Consider the following 17315-nt stretch of genomic DNA (forward strand, 5'->3'; position numbering starts at 1 on the left):
CCAATGATGGACACTGCAGAGAGGAAACGCGTTGATCGCGCTTGCGCTCCCGGCCCAAGATTCAGGAGAGTTCACTCCTCCTGGTATTAACGATATGCATTTGCCGGCAGTCCTGCCGTGGGGTGCCGCAGAGGGATTCACCAAGCAAATGCTGCTGGTCCTCCTCTCTGTCGTCTTTATCGCCGTCTTCTTCGTGCTCGCCGCACGCAAGGGGCAGCTGGTACCCGGCAAGCTCCAGTTTGCCGGTGAAGCCGCCTACGGCTTCGTCCGCAACGGAATCGCCAAGGACATCATCGGCGGCAGGGACTTCATTAAGTACGTCCCGCTGTTGTTCAGCCTGTTCTTCTTTATCCTGGTGAACAACATTTACGGTGCCATCCCGTTCTTCCAGCTCCCCTCGTTCTCGCACGTCGGCGGCGCGTATGTACTGGCGGCCATTGTCTACTTCACCTGGATTGCCATCGGCGTGAAGAAGAACGGACTCCGTTACTTCAAGCTGGCCACTGTGCCCTCCGGTGTTCCCTGGTTCATCCTTCCGATCGTTATCCCGATCGAGATCATCTCCAACTTCCTGGTCCGGCCCGTCACGCACAGCCTCCGTCTGTTCGCGACCATGCTCGCAGGACACCTCATCGTGATGATCGCCGGCTATGGCATCGAGTTCCTCATCATGCAGGAGAACGTCCTGCTCAAGGGAACCTCCGTCCTGGTCCTGGCCGGTGCCATCGCCATGTACATGCTTGAAGCCCTGATCATGGTCCTGCAGGCCTACGTCTTTACCCTGCTGACAGCGATCTACATTGAAGGCGCAATTCACGCCGACAGCCACTAGGCACCCCTAAACTTCCCCTCGCGGGGATGATAGCAACCCAAACAACCTGCCACATGGGTGGCATCTTGAAAGGAAGAAAAATGGAAGGCAATCTCAACCTCGTAGGTTACGGTCTGTCCGCAATCGGCGGTGGTATCGGTGTTGGTCTCGTATTCGCTGCCTACATCAACGGCGTAGCCCGCCAGCCGGAAGCACAGCGTGTCCTGCAGCCGATCGCATTCCTCGGCCTTGCGCTGACCGAAGCCCTCGCCATCCTCGGCCTGGTCTTCGCCTTCGTTCTCTAGTCCTTAGAGCGAAGCGAATTTACAGAACCGAGTAGAAAAGGACGGGTGAAATATGAATCAGCTGATCATCTCAGCCGCCACTGAGGGCGACGTCAACCCCCTGGTTCCCAATGTTTGGGAAATGGGCGTTGTCCTCGTGGGCTTTGCCACCCTCATGTTCATCGTGGTCAAGTTCGTTGTCCCGATGTTCGAAAAGACCTTCGCCGAGCGTGCCGAGGCTATCGAAGGCGGCATTGCAAAGGCTGAAAAGGCCCAGGCTGAGGCGTCTGCTGCACTCGAAGAGTACAAGCAGCAGCTGACCGATGCCCGCGCCGAAGCCAACCGCATCCGTGAGGAAGCCCGCGCCGAAGGTGCCCAGATCCTCGCGGATCTCAAGGAAAAGGCAGCTGCAGAGTCTGCCCGCATCACGGCCCAGGCCCATGCCCAGATCGAATCCGAGCGTCAGGCGGCCGTTGTGTCCCTGCGTTCAGAGGTCGGCACCCTGGCCACCACCCTTGCCGGCCGCATCGTCGGGGAATCACTGAACGACGACGAGCGTGCAGCACGGGTAGTGGACCGCTTCCTGGCAGATCTGGAGACCCAGAACGCAGGTGCAGCTAAGTAATGGCAGGCGTATCGAGCGAATCGCTGGCAACAGGGCTGGCCGAGCTGGAAGCCAAGCTTCCGACGGCGTCACTGCAGCTGGCAAAGGAACTCTTCGGAATTCTGGGAATGGTGGACAGCTCGGCTGGCTTGCGCCGCGCCCTGACTGACCCGTCCCGCAACGGTGACGAAAAGTCGGCGCTGGTCAGGCAGCTGGTTGGCGGAAAAGTCTCCGCTGATGCTGCAGACATCGCGGGCGGACTGGCCAGCTCACGCTGGGCAACCGCACGGGATATCGGCGATGCACTCGAGACTCTTGCCGCAACGGTGGTCATTTCCGTTGCTGAAAACAAGTCGGCCGTTTCTGCCTCCGGAATCTCTGGCCTGGAGGAGCTGGAGAACGATCTGTTCTCCTTCAACCAGGCCGTTGCCTCCAACCACGAGGTACAACGTGCTCTGTCTGAACCGCAGGCCAGCGCTGCAGCCAAGGCAACCCTGGCCGAGAAGCTGGTGCCCGGCGTGAGCGAGGAAGCAAAGGTCCTTATCACGCAGGCGGTCACCCAGCCCCGCGGCATCAAGCCCACCCGGCTGGTGGAACGGTTCGCCGAACTGGCGGCCAAGCGGCAGCAGCGCTGGATTGCGACGGTCAGCGTGACCCGTCCCCTGACAACGACGCAGCTTGCACGCCTCCAGGCGGGCCTGAATGCAATGTACGGGCGGGAACTGAAGGTCAACGTCAATGTTGACCCGGCACTCATTGGCGGCATCCGCGTCCAGATTGGTGACGAAGTGCTCGACGCTTCGGTCATCACCCGCTTGGGCGAGCTTCAGCGCCAGCTGGCCGGCTAGCCGGACAAGCACAACAAAACTGATAGAAACCCCGGTCATCGTGAACAACGGTGATCACAAAACAGGAGAGCAGGGACTGCAGATGGCCGAATTGACCATCAACGCCGACGACGTCCGTAATGCGCTGAACGAGTTCGCGGCGTCCTACGAACCCGGAAACGCAGAACGCGTAGAGGTCGGCCGCGTAACCACCGCTAGTGACGGCATCGCCCGTGTTGAGGGCCTTCCCTCGGTCATGGCGAACGAGCTGCTGCGTTTCGAGGACGGCACCCTGGGCCTGGCCCAGAACCTCGACGTCCGTGAAATCGGCGTCATCATCCTCGGCGACTTCACCGGCATCGAAGAGGGCCAGGAAGTCCACCGCACCGGACAGGTTCTGTCCGTGCCCGTGGGCGACGCCTTCCTCGGCCGCGTTGTTGACCCGCTGGGCGTGCCCATTGACGACCTCGGCGAAATCAAGGCCGAGACCACCCGCGCACTGGAGCTCCAGGCTCCCGGCGTGACCCAGCGCAAGTCGGTGCACGAGCCGATGCAGACCGGTCTCAAGGCCATCGACGCCATGATCCCGATCGGCCGCGGCCAGCGCCAGCTCATCATTGGCGACCGCCAGACCGGCAAGTCCGCTATCGCAATCGACACCATCATCAACCAGAAGGCCAACTGGGCTTCGGGCGATGTGACCAAGCAGGTCCGCTGCATCTACGTGGCGATCGGCCAGAAGGCGTCAACCATTGCCGCCATCCGCCAGACCCTCGAGGACAACGGCGCACTGGAGTACACCACCATCGTGGCGTCTCCCGCTTCCGACCCCGCAGGCTTCAAGTACCTGGCACCGTACGCCGGTTCGGCCATCGGCCAGCACTGGATGTACGGCGGCAAGCACGTCCTCATCGTGTTTGATGACCTGTCCAAGCAGGCTGAGGCCTACCGTGCAGTGTCGCTGCTGCTCCGCCGTCCGCCGGGACGCGAAGCCTACCCGGGCGACGTGTTCTACTTGCACTCCCGCCTGCTGGAGCGTTGTGCAAAGCTCTCCGACGAGCTGGGTGCGGGTTCCATGACCGGCCTGCCGCTGATCGAGACCAAGGCCAACGACGTTTCGGCCTACATCCCGACCAACGTGATCTCCATCACCGATGGCCAGATCTTCCTCCAGTCGGACCTCTTCAACGCCAACCAGCGTCCTGCTGTTGACGTTGGTGTGTCGGTGTCCCGCGTAGGCGGCGCCGCGCAGGTGAAGTCCATGAAGAAGGTCTCCGGTACCTTGAAGCTGGACCTCGCCCAGTACCGCGACATGCAGGCATTCGCCATGTTCGCCTCGGACCTGGACGCCGCTTCACGCCAGCAGCTGACCCGCGGCGCACGCCTGATGGAACTGCTCAAGCAGGGCCAGTACTCCCCGTTCCCGGTGGAGAACCAGGTTGTGTCCATCTGGGCAGGCACCAACGGCTACCTCGACGATGTGCCGGTTGAGGACATCAGCCGCTTCGAGTCGGAGTTCCTGGAGCACCTCACGCACAAGTCCTCGATCCTCACCACGCTGGCGCAGACCAACGTGCTGGACGATGACACCGCAGCAGCGCTGAAGTCCGCCATTGTGGACTTCAAAAAGGGCTTCTTCGGTGAGGGTGACAACCACTTGGTAGGCGCCGGCCACGAGGAGCACAGCGCTATCTCCGAGGGCGACGTCGACCAGGAAAAAATCGTCAAGCAGAAGCGCTAATTCCACTGACCGGGTGTGCCGGGCCCACAGGGTCCGGCACACCCGGTCTACGGAATGTTAGGAAAGGATAAGTATGGGAGCCCAGATTCGGGTCTACCGCCAGAAGATCAGCTCGACCACGTCGATGCGCAAGATCTTCAAGGCGATGGAACTGATCGCTACCTCGCGCATTGGCAAGGCCCGTGCGCGCGTAGCAGCTTCACTGCCTTACGCGAACGCGATCACGCGCGCCGTTTCTGCTGTCGCCAGCCAAAGCGAAATCGACCACCCGCTGACCACTGAGCCGGAGCAGATCCGCCGCGCCGCCGTCCTGGTAATCACCTCGGACCGTGGCCTGGCCGGATCCTACTCGGCAAGCGTGCTCAAGCAGGTGGAGGGTCTCAACGAGCTGCTCCACGCTGAAGGCAAGGAAGTCAAGACGTACCTCGTCGGACGCAAGGCGCAGGCCTACTTCGAGTTCCGGAACCGTGAGTATTCACGGGTCTGGACCGGTGGGACCGACGCACCCGAGTTCACAACCGCGCGCGAGATCGGTGAAGCACTGCTGGCCGATTTCGCAACCGACTTTGAAGAGGGCGGCGTGGACGAAATCCACGTGGTGTACACCCGCTTCAAGTCCATGGTCACCCAGGAGCCCACGGTCATCCGCCTGCTTCCGCTGGAAGTAGTGGAAGAGCAGGCCGCTTCTGAGTCGGACCTGTTGCCGCTGTACGAGTTCGAGCCGGAAACCGAGCGGGTTCTTGACGCTCTGCTGCCGCGCTACATCGAGTCACGCATCTTCGCGGCCATGCTGCAGGCAGCGGCTTCCGAGCTCGCTGCCCGCCAGCGTGCCATGAAGTCCGCAGGCGACAATGCCACGGACCTCATCAAGAAGTACACGCGTCTGCGCAACACGGCCCGCCAGGCTGAAATTACGCAGGAGCTTTCCGAGATTGTTGCCGGCGCCGACGCCCTTGCGTCCTAGCCTGCACCACCTTCGGTTTCCGCTGGACCTGCACCACCACAGATAAACTTAAACCCACGCCATCTACTGAGTGAAGTGAGAGAGATGACTGCCACTGCTACCGAACACGTAGCCGCAACGTCCGGTGCTACCGGCCGCATTGCGCGCGTAATCGGCCCGGTTGTCGACGTCGAATTCCCGGCTGACGCAATCCCGTCCATCTACAACGCCCTGACTACCGAGATCACCCTCAACGGAGTCACCAAGACCATCACATTCGAGACCTCCCAGCACCTGGGCGACAACCTCGTGCGCGCCATCTCCCTCCAGGCCACCGACGGACTTGTCCGCGGAACGTCCGTGGTGGACAGCGGTGCCCCCATTTCCGTACCCGTTGGCGACGGCGTCAAGGGCCACATCTTCAACGTCCTGGGCCAGCCCCTGGACGTTACCGAGGCCGAGCTGCAGATCAGCGAACGCTGGCCTATCCACCGCAAGGCCCCGAGCTTCGCGTCCCTTGAAGGCTCCACCGAGATGCTGGAAACCGGCATCAAGGTCATCGACCTCCTCACCCCGTACATCAAGGGTGGAAAGATCGGCCTGTTCGGCGGCGCCGGCGTGGGCAAGACCGTTCTGATCCAGGAAATGATCACCCGTGTTGCCCGCAACTTCGGTGGTACTTCCGTGTTCGCCGGTGTGGGCGAGCGTACCCGTGAAGGTAACGACCTCTGGGTTGAAATGGAAGAGGCAGGCGTCCTCAAGGACACCGCCCTTGTATTCGGCCAAATGGATGAGCCGCCGGGAACGCGCCTGCGCGTGGCGCTGTCCGCACTGACCATGGCGGAGTACTTCCGCGATGTGCAGAACCAGGACGTGCTGCTCTTCATCGACAACATCTTCCGGTTCACCCAGGCAGGTTCCGAGGTTTCCACCCTCCTCGGCCGCATGCCTTCGGCTGTGGGCTACCAGCCCAACCTGGCAGATGAGATGGGTCTCCTGCAGGAGCGCATTACCTCCACCAAGGGCCACTCCATCACCTCGATGCAGGCCATCTACGTTCCCGCAGATGACTACACCGACCCGGCACCGGCAACCACCTTCGCACACCTCGACGCGACCACGGAACTGTCCCGTGAAATCGCCTCCCGTGGTCTGTACCCGGCAGTTGACCCGCTGACGTCGACCTCACGCATCCTGGATCCCCAGTACATCGGCAAGGACCACTACAACACGGCTGTCCGTGTGAAGCAGATCCTGCAGAAGAACAAGGAACTCCAGGACATCATCGCCATCCTTGGTGTTGACGAACTGTCTGAAGAGGACAAGATTGTTGTGTCGCGTGCGCGCCGCATCCAGCAGTTCCTCTCGCAGAACACCTACACGGCCAAGCAGTTCACCGGCGTCGAGGGTTCCACGGTTTCCATCAAGGACACCGTCGAAGGCTTCACCGCCATCTGCGACGGCGACCTTGACCACATCGCGGAGCAGGCGTTCTTCAACGTCGGCGGCCTCGATGACGTTGAGCGCCAGTGGGCCAAGATCCAGGAACAGACCAAGTAATATGGCTGAGCTTGAGGTTGAGATTGTCGCAGCGGACCGGTTCATCTGGTCCGGAGCGGCCAAGATGGTCAAGGCCCGCACCAGCGATGGTGAAATCGGAATCCTGCCCGGCCACTCGCCCCTGCTGGCGATCCTGGCCGAGGGTGAACTGGCCATCCAGCCGGTGTCCGGTGACCGTATTGCCGTAGATGTTGACGGCGGATTCTTCTCCGTGGACAACAACCGCGTGGTTATTGTTGCTGACAACGCCCACCTGGGCGGCTCGGCTACCGCTGGGATCCGCTAGCACCAATTTGATGGACGCACCGAGTCTTCCGTTCATCGCCATGGCAATCACTTTTGGATTGCTGATCTTTGCACTGTGCCTTTCGGGGGTGCGCCGCTTCAATCTGCGGCGTGCCCTCGGCACGGTGGACGCCTCCATTTGCATGGCTGGAAACAGCTGGCAGATGGGGGTTTGTCGTTATCAGGACAACGACCTTGAGTGGTTCCGGCTGCTCTCGTTGAGCGTCAGGCCCAAACACAAGTTCAAGCGGCACTCGCTAGAACTGCTGGGCCGCCGCAAGCCCACCGAAGCCGAGGCAGTCAAGGTCCAGCCCGACGTCGTGATTGTCGAATTGCGGTACGAGGGGCAGGACCTTCGCGTTGCCATGAAATTTGACGCCTATGCCGGCCTCTCGTCCTGGCTTGAAGCCGGGCCGGTTATCGGCATTGGTACCTGGCGCTAGCCCGCGTGGACTGGCTCTACGACCTCCGGATCACCGACGGCCCGGTGTATTGGCTTTCCTTTGCCCTGGGCGTTGCCGGTGCCGTGTATCTCCTGGCTCCGCCCCCTCATATCCGCGGCCGCCGCTGGTTCGTCCGCGCCCTCGCCGCTGCCGCCGCGGCCTACGCGCTGGTGGCCACCGTCCACTGGGCGCTTATCAACGTTTTTTCCGTATTCCCGGAGAACATTCCGGATCCGGTCCTGCTGTGGGTGGTGCCCGGCGTCGCAGCCCTGATCCTGCTCTTGCTCCGGCTGCCCCGGAGCAGTTGGAACCGCGGCGCAGCCGGCCTGGTGGCCGTGCTTCTGGTGGCAGCCCTTTCATCCGTCCAGATCAACGCGTACTTCGGGCTTAACCGCACGGTAAGCGACCTGTTGGGCACGGCGCTGGCCCGGATCCCGGCCCTCGAGGCGGACCTCAAGCGGCAGCCGGGGGAGGCCGACGGCGTTCCCCTCCCAGGGTGGGCACCGCAAGGTGACATGCCGGATGGGGGAGTGCTCCGGAAGGCTGTCATCCCCGCCGTCCTGTCCGGAATGGACACCCGCGAAGCATATATCTATCTTCCGCCCGCCTACTTCGCGGAAAACCGCCCCGCCCTTCCCGTGCTGGTCCTGGTGGCCGGCCAGCCGGGCGGGCCTGCCGACTGGCTTACGGGCGGCACCCTGCAAGCCCACATGGATTCCTTCGCCGCTTCCCATGGCGGCATTGCCCCGGTGGTGGTGGTGCCGGACCCGAACGGCTCGCAATCCGCGAACACGATGTGCATGGACAGCCGGATAGCCAAGGCCGATACCTACCTGTCGCGGGATGTGCCCCAGTGGATCAGCTCCACCCTTGCCGTTGACACGAACCACAACCAGTGGGCCATCGGCGGATTTTCCTTCGGCGGCACCTGCGCCCTGCAAATGGGAACGCGGCACCCCGGCCTGTTTCCCTCCGTCCTCTCCTTTTCCGGGGAAGCCGAGCCGGCCATCGCCAAGGAGCGGCAGAAAACCATCGACGCCGCCTTCCCGGGGGACCCGGACGCGTTTGAGCGGCAGACGCCCCTTGCCATCATGAAAGAGCGCCGCTTCGAGTCCAGCGCGGTGTACCTGACAGCAGGACAGGACGACCCGGAATTCGTGGCGTACCTGCACACCCTGGCCGCAGCCGCACGGGAGGCCGGCTTCACCGTGCGGGCGCACGAGGTGGAAAACACCGGACACTCATGGGACACGTCCTCGAAGCGGATCGCCGATGCGCTGCAGTTCCTTGCCGACAGGTGGGGACTTCAACAGTGACTTCCGTGAAGCAGGTCCGCACAACATCCCTGGCTTGGACAACAGTGGGACGACCGGCACGGGACCGGGTCGTCGCCGCCCTGAAATCGATGCCGTTCTCCGTCGCTGTGCTTGCGGTGTTTCTTGTAACCGGGGCAATCACCGGCAGCTACCTCGCTGGGCCGCCAGAGCAGTTGCTGCACGTGGCAGGAGTGAGCGGACCGGGCCTGCGTGCCGGCAACTGGTGGTCCCTGTTCACCAGCCTTTTCTTCGCCACCAACCCGTTGGCCTATCTTGCCGCGTCCCTGATGATCCTCCTGCTGCTGGGCCTTGCCGAGCGCAGGATGGGAACACCAGCAGCGGTGGGGTTTTTCTTCGGCGGCCAGTTTGCTGCCGTCACGCTTTTCCTGCTGCTGACCCAGCTCGCAGGCTACGCGGGTGACGGGTGGCTGGACCGTATGGCCGACGACATCCTGATCGGCCCCTACCCGGCAATCCTGACGGCGGCCCTTGGTGCCAGCGGCAGGTTGCCGGTTCTGTGGCAGCGACGGTTGCGGACAGGCGTGCTGTCCATCTCGCTCCTGCTGGTTCTCTACGTTGGGCATGCGGAGACGGTGATCGGACTGCTCGGTGCCGTCCTGGGACTCCTGGCGGGGTGGTGGATCCAGGGCGACCACGGCCACCTGCACCGGCACCGGTCCACCGGCCGGGAGACCCGGAACCTCCTTGCCCTCACCGTCGCCGTCTTCGCCGTGGGTCCGATCCTCACGGGAATTGCGCGGGCGCCTACCGGCCCGCTGGCTCTTCTGCGCGACGTTGTCCTGAACCCCATGCCCACGCTCAGCCAATTGGCTTTCAACTGCGGTGCCACTGTGGAAGCATCCTGCCTCGAAGCCGGCAGGGCAGGGTTTGCGGGGCCATTCGGACTTGCGCTTGCTGTGGTTCCGGTGGTCCTGCTGCTGATCTGTGCAGACGGAATGCGCCGCGGCCGGCGGCTTGCGTTGAACATCGCGCTCGCCATCCAGCTTGCCGTCACGGCGCTGGCCGCCGTCTACCTGGCACTGTTCGCCCTGGTGCCGTCCCGGCTGCAGGGCCCGTCCGCCCCGCCGATGGGAACTGCCTTTGCCCACGTGCTTCCGCTGGTTGGCGTACCCCTGCTGCTGGCAGCGCTCCTGTGGTTCAACCGGCGGCAGTTCCGCGTGCAGACGCTTCCTTCCGCGCGGCGGACGCTGGCTCTGCTGGTGGGAGGAACGTGGCTTGTCCTTGCCGGAACGTACGCGGCCGCCTGGTTCTTGTCGGGCGGACTAACGCGCGACGGCGGCCTGCTGGGCCTGTTCGCGGAGCTGGCCCGGCAGTACGTACCGGTTCCCATCCCGCAGCACTACCACCGCGTCTTCGCCGACAGAAACAGTGTGGAGGCTGTCCTTTTTGCCTACTCAGGACCGGTGTTCTGGGTGGTTGCGCTGGCGGCCGTATGGTGGGCGCTGCTGGGCGGACACCATGGCAACGATTCCGGACGGCAGGACAGGATCCAGGCACGCAGGCTGCTGCACCAGGGCGGCGGACCGCTGTCCTGGATGGCGCTCTGGGAACCCAACAGCTACTGGTTCAGTCCGGACGGCAAGGGTGCGGTGGCTTTCCAGCGGCACGGCAGCGTGGCGCTGACACTGGGTGGACCTTTCGGTCCAGCGCAAGGCCAGCAGGACGTTACCACCGGGTTTTTGGCCCACTGCAGCCGCCAGGCAATGATTCCGGCCCTCTACTCCTGCGACGACACGCTCTGGCCCATGCTTGAGGAGCGCGGATTTTCCCGCGTGGCGGTGGCGCAGGAGACACGGCTGGCAATTCGCGAACTCGAATTCAAGGGCAAGGAATGGCAGAACGTCCGCACGGCGTTGAACCGTGCCGCGAAGCTGGGCGTCAGGGCCGTCTGGGGATCCTACGAGTCGCTGCCCGCGGCGCTGCGCTCCCGGCTGAGTGAAGTCTCCGAGGAATGGGCTGCAGGAAAAACGGTCCCCGAAATGGGCTTTACCCTCGGCGGCATCGATGAGCTCGATGACCCGGAGGTCCTGTGCTGCCTCGCCGTTGACGAACACGGCACCGTCCACGGAGTGACCAGCTGGCTGCCCGTGTACGACGGCGGGACCCTGGTCAGCCGGACCCTTGACGTCATGCGCCGGGGTGCCGAGGGATTCCCGGGGGTGATGGAGTTCCTCATCGCCTCGGCGGTACTCGAGCTGCGTACTTCCGTTGAGGTCATTTCCCTCTCCGGCTCTCCGCTGGCAAGCGTACCCGGAACCGGCGGTGGTTCCGGCCGGGAGGACCGGGCGGATAACCTGGTCCGCATCCTCGACCTCGTGGGCCATGCCCTGGAACCGGTGTACGGATTCCGGTCCCTGGCGGCATTCAAGTCGCGCTTCAAGCCGGAGTATCGCGCCCTTTACCTGTATTACCAGGACCCGCTGCACTTGCCCGCTATTGGCCGCGCATTAACACGTGCCTACCTGCCCGGGCTTTCCCTTCCGCAAGGCGCGCGCCTGGTGCGCAAATTGGTGAAGTGAACTCTTCCAATTAGCACCAACAATATGCGCGCCGGCCGAACAAGGCGGCGTGGTGATGCCCGGGGACGGAATCTGGAATTCAACAAAAATGATCCCCGGCATAATTGCCGGGGACCATTGTTTCGCTGCCGGCCGCATTTCGCGGCCGCACTGCGGGGACTAGACCAGCGTTACGCCGGTGGCCTGCGGGCCCTTGGCGCCCTGACCGATTTCGAACTGAACACGCTGGTTCTCGTCGAGGGTCTTGAAGCCACCGGTCTGGATCTCCGAGTAGTGCACGAAGACATCACCATCGGAGTCATCCGGGGTAATGAAGCCGAAGCCCTTTTCAGCGTTGAACCACTTGACGGTTCCCTGTGCCATTTATTTCTCCTCATTGTGGAACTTGTTTAAGATCGGCACACCTCGTGCCGGCCTTGGTCACTCCGCGAGAAGAATCCTGGATTGCCCGTCCCGGAAAGGGACCGGCGCTGCAGGAGCTTCGCGCTCGCAACATGTCTTGCGAGCATGAAAAACACCTACACAAAGACTGAGATAAGAATTTCACGCTACCCCGCGGAGGTCAACGGTTTGCGTGGAGAAACGGTTAAATTTTGGGTAAAAAGAAGGTTAAATGCCTTGTCAGAGCCGAATTGGGGCAGATTCAAGGCGCAGCGGCACGGTTCGGGAGCGGCCGGGACAGCCTCCGTCAAAAGAGGCGGGACTCGCTGTCGTCCACGCCGCGCATCGCGTCGTAATCAAGGGTGACGCAATCGATCCCGCGGTCGTTCGCCAGGACCTTGGCCTGCGGCTTGATCTGCTGCGCGGCGAAGATGCCCCGGACGGGCGCCAGCAGTGGATCGCGGTTCAGCAGTTCAAGGTACCGGGTGAGCTGCTCCACGCCGTCGATGTCGCCACGGCGCTTGAGCTCAATGGCCACGGTGGCGCCGCCCGCGTCGCGCGCCAGGATGTCCACCGGTCCGATGGCCGTGAAGTACTCGCGGCGGATGAGGGAGTAGCCCTCACCGAGCGTTTCGATCTGCTCCGCGAGGAGCCGCTGCAGATCCGCCTCAACACCGTCCTTGATCAGGCCGGGATCCACGCCGAGGTCATGGGAGGACTCACTGAGTTTCTCGTGGATGTTGATGATGAGCCGGTCGTCCGTCTTGGCGGATTGCACTGTCCACTGCTCGATGACGCCCAGTTCCAGGTCCACGTCCTCGGGGGAAGAGACGCGCAGCGTTGCCGGCGGGCTCATCCAGTTGAGCGGCTTGTAGGAGCCGCCGTCGGAGTGGACCAGGACAGAGCCGTCCGCCTTGACCAGCAGGAGCCTGGTGGCAAGGGGAAGATGGGCTTTGAGCCGGCCAACGTAATCAACAGAGCATCGGGCTATGACAAGTCGCACGCCGTACAGACTACCGCCTGGTGCCGCACCCCTCTGCCCCGGGCAGGGCCGCCAGGCGGAGTGGTTCCCGCCCCGGCAGCACCGGCGGAGGCTGGTGCTGGGGCAGAATGGATGCATGCCGCGTTCCAACCGTCCCCGCCGTCCCGTGTCCGGAAAAGCCGGGGCCGGTTCGGGCAGGGCGGCCGGAAAGAAGGGAAACGGCGAGGTCCCTGAGCTTGACCTGGAACGTGCGCGGGCGGGCATCGCCCGGCGGGAAAGCGCTCCGGACGGCGAGTGGATGGTCCGCACCATGACGGCCAGGAACGCCGAAAAGACCTACATCTGCCCGGAGTGTTCCACTGCGGTGCTGCCAGGGGTAGCGCACCTGGTGGTCTGGAAGGACGACCACCTCTTCGGCGCTGCCGCGGGGCTGGCGGAACGGCGCCACTGGCATACCAATTGCTGGATGACCCGCAGTTACCGCTACCGGTAGGGGGCCGGCCGCAGCTGTCGCTAAGCTGGCAGGCATGACTTTTGATCCGGCGTCGTTCGAATTCAGCCAGTCCACCGGTCCCGCTCCCATCAGGGCCGCCACTGTCCTGCCGGCCCGGCGCGAAAACGTGGAGCTGCAGACGGCGGACGGCCACACCCTGGTGGGCGAACTGGCACTGCCGGAGTCCGGGCCGGTGAAGGCCACGCTGATCACCCTTCACCCGCTGCCCACTCACGGTGGCTTCATGGATTCACATGTTTACCGCAAGGCCTCCTACCGGCTGCCCGCGCTCGCCGGCATCGCGGTGCTGCGGTTCAACACCCGCGGTACCGAATCCCCGCGGGGTACCAGTACGGGGGCCTTCGAGGAGGGTGTCGGGGAGCGGCACGACGTGGAGGCGGCGGTCCGCTTCGCGGTCGAACGCGGGCTGCCCAACCGGTGGCTGGTGGGCTGGTCCTTCGGCACCGAACTTGCCCTGATGTACGGGGCAACGGAGCCCGTCGCCTCGCAGATCGAAGGCGCCGTGCTGCTGTCCCCTCCGCTGCACCGGGCCAAGGATGCGCACCTGCTGCAGTGGGCGCAGTCCGGAAAACCGCTCAAGGTGCTGGTGCCTGAGCACGATGACTATCTGCAGCCGGACGCCGCCGCAGGGCGCTTCAGCCTGGTGCCCCAGGCGCGCGTGGTGGGTGTCAAGGGCGCGAAGCACCTGTGGGTGGGGGAGAAGTACGCGGGGCGCGTGCTGAACGAGATTGTGGAAGAGGTCACTGAAACTGGCGCCGGGGGTACCGGCCTGCCGCAGGAATGGGACGGCCCGGTGGCCACGGCGCCGGCCTAGGCCGGAATGACCAGGTGCGGAACAACAGGCCCTCGGGTCAGTGCTTGTCCTGCCGCACGATGTAGATTTCCCGGATCAGCAGCAGGACAGCGGCCGCCGTGGGAATGGCGATCAGTGCGCCGAGGACACCCAGCAGGCTGCCGCCGGCGATCACGGAAATGACTGCCACCGCTCCCGGCACCGCCACGGCCTTCTGCATGATGCGCGGGGAGATGAAGTAGGCCTCGAACTGCAGGTAGGCGAAGTAGCACACGGCGTAAACAGCGGCGGTCTGCCAGCCTTCGGTCAGTGCGATGAGGACTACCAGTACTCCGGCAATCAGCCCGCCGACCAGGGGGATGAAGGCGAGCAGCGCCACCACAAACGCCAGCAAAAGGGCGAAGGGGATCCCCACGATGGACATTACGATAAAGGCAAAGGTGGCATTAAGCAGTGCCACGCAGGCCTGCCCAATCACATAATTGCCCACGGAACGGGTGATCTCGTCGGACAAAGCCTCCACCCGGGCCCGGCGGGAACGCGGCGCCAGCCGGTAGCCCCACTTTTTCATCGCCGGCAGGGCGGCCAGGAAATACAGGCTCAGCACCAGGACAATCAGGGTGCCGAACAGGCCGTTGGCAACTGTTGACCCGAAGCTCACCACGCCGCCGAAGATTCCGCCCACAGCAGCGGGATCATTAACGAACTTGTCCAGTTCCTCGGTGAGCCGGTCACGGACGCCGAACTGGTCATCAAGGCTGCGGAAGAACTCGGAATCAATGAAGTCCCGCACCCAGATGGGCGCCTGCTGGACAATCTCCGTTACCTGCTCAACGATCGTGGGGATCAGGGTGGCGAAAAATCCGACGACGGCACTCACCAGCACGGTAACGGACACCAGGATTCCTGCCGGGCGGGGGATCTTCCGGCTCTCCAGCCAGCCCACAACAGGCTCGAGCCCAAGGGCAATGAACAACGCCGCAACAATCCACAACAGCAGTTGCGTGGTGTTGGATCCGATCCAGTAGACGAGCAGGGCCAGCCCCACGCCGACTGTGCCCATAAAACCCATGTAGAGGGGATGCTGCGGTGACATCCTGGGCCCGGGATCACCGAACTGGGGCTCTACCTCGCCGGGCTCGCGGCCAACCTGGTTGTCCTGGTGCGAGTACTCCGGCGGCATTTCGAAGCGGAGCCTTGGCTGGGCCCCCGGCAGCGGCTGGCGGAGGCGGCGGACCACCAGGCCGAGGGCTGCCGCCGCGGCCCCCTTTCGGCGCACCGGTACAGGGTCCTGCGAAGCGTGTGCCGAAGGCTCAGCACCCGCCGGATTCTCGTGTGCCGCGGAGGACTCGTCCGTCTTGTCAGTCACTGGAATTTAGGGCCTGTTCGATGCGTGGCGCCGCTGGTGCGGGCCGGTGTGATGATCATCGCAAACACTATCAGCAGCCTTGTCAACACCCGCTGAGGGGACGCTGACGGAAGCGGCGGACGATGTGTATCCGGCTCCGGAACCAAGGCTCCGGTAACCAAACCGTTACTATTGAAGGTAAACCCCCGCTGATGATAGGTGTTCCCTTGCGTTTAAAGACTGCAGTCGCACTCGTGCTGCTCGGCCTCCTGACACTGCTGGCCGGCATCGGCCAGAGAACCATCTGGGCCCCGTCCGAGACTTTCACGGCCTCTGCGCCCGCCGATTCCGAGGCGGCGCCGCTGACCGTCATAGACGGGAACCTGCGCACCCTGCATGGCGGAACCGTGAAGATCAACATTGAGGGCGACGGCAACTTCCTGCTCGCGTCAGGGCGTCCCGACGACGTGGACGCCTGGGTAGGCCAGACCGCCCACAACACCGTCACGGGGGTATCCGAGGACGGCAAGGCGCTTCAGGTGGAATACGCCGACGGTGAAGCCACTACACCCAGCCCCGCCGGCTCCGATCTTTGGGTTTCCACGGAGAACGCCAGCGGCCAGCTGGAATATTCCTGGACGCCGCCTGCTGATGGCGACTGGACGCTCCTGCTGGCCTCGGACGGGACCCAGCCTGCTCCGGCCTCCATCTCCATGACGTTCCCGAACGATACCTCCACCCCGTGGGCCATCCCGCTGATGGTGCTGGGCTCGCTGCTGATCATCGGCGGGATCGTCCTTGCCCTGCTTTCCCTCCGCAAGCGCAACGGCGACGGCGACGGCGAGGGCAGCGGCTTTGCCCAGCGCGCCCGCGCCAGGACTGAGGCACGCTCGTCCTCTCGGGTGACCATGGTTGCCGCGGGCGTCGTGGCTGCAGCCGTAGTGGCCGGAACCGGCGCCGCCGCAAACGCCACTTCGCCGGCGCCTTCCCCGGGTTCGTCATCAGCGGCCTCGCCTGCAGCGCAGGAGCCGTCCGGTTCGCCAGTGCTGTTGGATGCCCAGTTCCGCCGCATCCTGGAGCAGGTCTCCAGTGCAGCGGACGCCGGCGACGCAGCAAAGGATGCGGCAAAGCTGGCCGACCGCGTGGGCGGTACAGAACTTGAAGTCCGGACCCAGAACTACAAAATCCGCTCGCAGGTTGGATCCTACGAGGCACGCATGCCCGTGCGTTCCACCAAGCTCCTCACCACCGTGGTCACCAGCAACCGCGCGTGGCCCCGCTCCGTCCTTGCCGTGACCCAGGGCGAGGGCAACGTTGTGCCGCAGCTGCTGACGCTCGTCCAGGCTTCTCCGCGCGAGAATTACAAGCTGGTGGAGACGAATCCGCTGCAGCCGGGCACCACCTTCCCCACCATCAACCGTGACGGTACGGAAACGCTTGCTGCCGCTGACAAGACCGGGCTGCTGTACAGCGCCGAAGAGGCCATGTCCGGCCTCGCCGACCGCCTCACCTCCGCCGAATCGGCTTTCAAGGACAAACTGGTGGAGGGTGAGTCCTCGCCGTACATCGCGGACACGCTGTCCTACCAGGCCGAGGTGGTCAAGGCAGGCGAGAACGGAAACTTCTCCTTCACCCACAAGGTGGTTCCCGAAAGCACTGTGGTGTTCCGGACTGCCGACGGCGGTGCGCTGGTCCTGGGCCGGATCAACTTCGGCTTCGAGGGAACGCCGAAGGCTGCCGGTGACAAGCTCACCATCGGTGACGATGCCGCGGCCCTCGCCGGCGGCAAGGAAACCACCACCGGCATGGTCCTGAACTTCGCCGAGTCCGTCGCGGTATACGTTCCGCCGGCGGGCTCCACCGATCCCATGAAGCTTGTGGCTGCCACCCGCGGCCTGGTGGGCGCCAGCTTCAAGTAGCCGCCATACCTGCATTACCCCCGG

General features: G+C 63.8%; 17 protein-coding genes. 14 read left to right on the forward strand and 3 right to left on the reverse strand.

Going from position 1 to position 17315, the window contains the following annotated elements:
• The first annotated feature begins 31 nt into the window (after positions 1-31).
• From atpB to M8J71_RS14760, 11 genes are all read left to right on the forward strand, one after another.
• On the forward strand, positions 32-832 hold the full coding sequence (gene atpB, locus M8J71_RS14710; RefSeq protein WP_256248583.1) for a F0F1 ATP synthase subunit A: 801 nt from the start codon (positions 32-34) through the stop codon (positions 830-832).
• Positions 833-912: 80 nt separating this feature from the next.
• Complete coding sequence (gene atpE, locus M8J71_RS14715; protein WP_009356484.1) at positions 913-1116, forward strand: ATP synthase F0 subunit C; 204 nt, start codon at positions 913-915, stop codon at positions 1114-1116.
• Between the two features lie 52 nt (positions 1117-1168).
• Complete coding sequence (locus tag M8J71_RS14720) at positions 1169-1720, forward strand: F0F1 ATP synthase subunit B (RefSeq protein ID WP_256248584.1); 552 nt, start codon at positions 1169-1171, stop codon at positions 1718-1720.
• Positions 1720-2547 carry a F0F1 ATP synthase subunit delta gene (locus M8J71_RS14725; protein ID WP_256248585.1) on the forward strand — a complete coding sequence of 276 codons (828 nt, stop codon included), beginning with the start codon at positions 1720-1722 and terminating at the stop codon, positions 2545-2547. The genes M8J71_RS14720 and M8J71_RS14725 overlap by 1 nt, the downstream gene beginning before the upstream one ends.
• An 82-nt stretch (positions 2548-2629) precedes the next feature.
• Positions 2630-4267, forward strand: a complete 1638-nt coding sequence (gene atpA, locus M8J71_RS14730) for a F0F1 ATP synthase subunit alpha (RefSeq protein WP_163162911.1) — start codon at positions 2630-2632, stop codon at positions 4265-4267.
• A gap of 73 nt (positions 4268-4340) precedes the next feature.
• Complete coding sequence (locus tag M8J71_RS14735) at positions 4341-5231, forward strand: F0F1 ATP synthase subunit gamma (protein WP_256248587.1); 891 nt, start codon at positions 4341-4343, stop codon at positions 5229-5231.
• Between the two features lie 84 nt (positions 5232-5315).
• A complete protein-coding gene (gene atpD / locus M8J71_RS14740) occupies positions 5316-6770 on the forward strand; it encodes a F0F1 ATP synthase subunit beta (protein WP_163162500.1) in 1455 nt (484 codons plus the stop codon).
• 1 nt (position 6771) lies between these two features.
• Positions 6772-7056 carry a F0F1 ATP synthase subunit epsilon gene (locus M8J71_RS14745; protein ID WP_256248588.1) on the forward strand — a complete coding sequence of 95 codons (285 nt, stop codon included), beginning with the start codon at positions 6772-6774 and terminating at the stop codon, positions 7054-7056.
• A 10-nt stretch (positions 7057-7066) separates the two neighbouring features.
• Positions 7067-7498 carry a DUF2550 domain-containing protein gene (locus M8J71_RS14750; protein ID WP_256248589.1) on the forward strand — a complete coding sequence of 144 codons (432 nt, stop codon included), beginning with the start codon at positions 7067-7069 and terminating at the stop codon, positions 7496-7498.
• Positions 7499-7503: 5 nt separating this feature from the next.
• On the forward strand, positions 7504-8814 hold the full coding sequence (locus tag M8J71_RS14755) for an alpha/beta hydrolase (RefSeq protein WP_256248590.1): 1311 nt from the start codon (positions 7504-7506) through the stop codon (positions 8812-8814).
• The gene (locus tag M8J71_RS14760; protein WP_305479331.1) at positions 8742-11354 is read left to right on the forward strand and encodes a bifunctional lysylphosphatidylglycerol flippase/synthetase MprF; all 2613 of its coding nucleotides are present in this window, start codon (positions 8742-8744) and stop codon (positions 11352-11354) included. Before M8J71_RS14755 ends, M8J71_RS14760 begins: the two co-directional genes overlap by 73 nt.
• A 159-nt stretch (positions 11355-11513) precedes the next feature.
• On the opposite strand, the gene M8J71_RS14765 is transcribed toward M8J71_RS14760, so the two are convergent.
• Positions 11514-11717 (reverse strand): cold-shock protein, encoded by a 204-nt coding sequence (locus tag M8J71_RS14765; protein ID WP_011692441.1) that lies wholly within the window; start codon positions 11715-11717, stop codon positions 11514-11516.
• Between the two features lie 325 nt (positions 11718-12042).
• On the reverse strand, positions 12043-12738 hold the full coding sequence (gene nucS, locus M8J71_RS14770) for an endonuclease NucS (RefSeq protein ID WP_256248592.1): 696 nt from the start codon (positions 12736-12738) through the stop codon (positions 12043-12045).
• A 115-nt stretch (positions 12739-12853) separates the two neighbouring features.
• On the opposite strand from nucS, the gene M8J71_RS14775 reads away from it, so the two are divergent.
• Together M8J71_RS14775 and M8J71_RS14780 are read left to right on the forward strand one after the other, a co-directional pair.
• On the forward strand, positions 12854-13210 hold the full coding sequence (locus M8J71_RS14775; protein ID WP_256248593.1) for an ATP/GTP-binding protein: 357 nt from the start codon (positions 12854-12856) through the stop codon (positions 13208-13210).
• A gap of 34 nt (positions 13211-13244) precedes the next feature.
• Positions 13245-14045 (forward strand): alpha/beta hydrolase, encoded by an 801-nt coding sequence (locus tag M8J71_RS14780; RefSeq protein WP_256248594.1) that lies wholly within the window; start codon positions 13245-13247, stop codon positions 14043-14045.
• Positions 14046-14082: 37 nt separating this feature from the next.
• On the opposite strand, the gene M8J71_RS14785 is transcribed toward M8J71_RS14780, so the two are convergent.
• Positions 14083-15393: an AI-2E family transporter gene (locus tag M8J71_RS14785; RefSeq protein ID WP_256248595.1), complete on the reverse strand. Its 1311-nt coding sequence runs from the start codon at positions 15391-15393 to the stop codon at positions 14083-14085.
• Positions 15394-15584: 191 nt separating this feature from the next.
• Here M8J71_RS14785 and M8J71_RS14790 point away from each other — a divergent pair, with 191 nt between their 5' ends.
• Positions 15585-17291: a hypothetical protein gene (locus M8J71_RS14790; RefSeq protein ID WP_256248596.1), complete on the forward strand. Its 1707-nt coding sequence runs from the start codon at positions 15585-15587 to the stop codon at positions 17289-17291.
• Positions 17292-17315: the final 24 nt, after the last annotated feature.

Origin of the sequence: Pseudarthrobacter sp. R1, assembly GCF_024494415.1 — a bacterium.
Classification (GTDB): Bacteria; Actinomycetota; Actinomycetes; order Actinomycetales; family Micrococcaceae; genus Arthrobacter.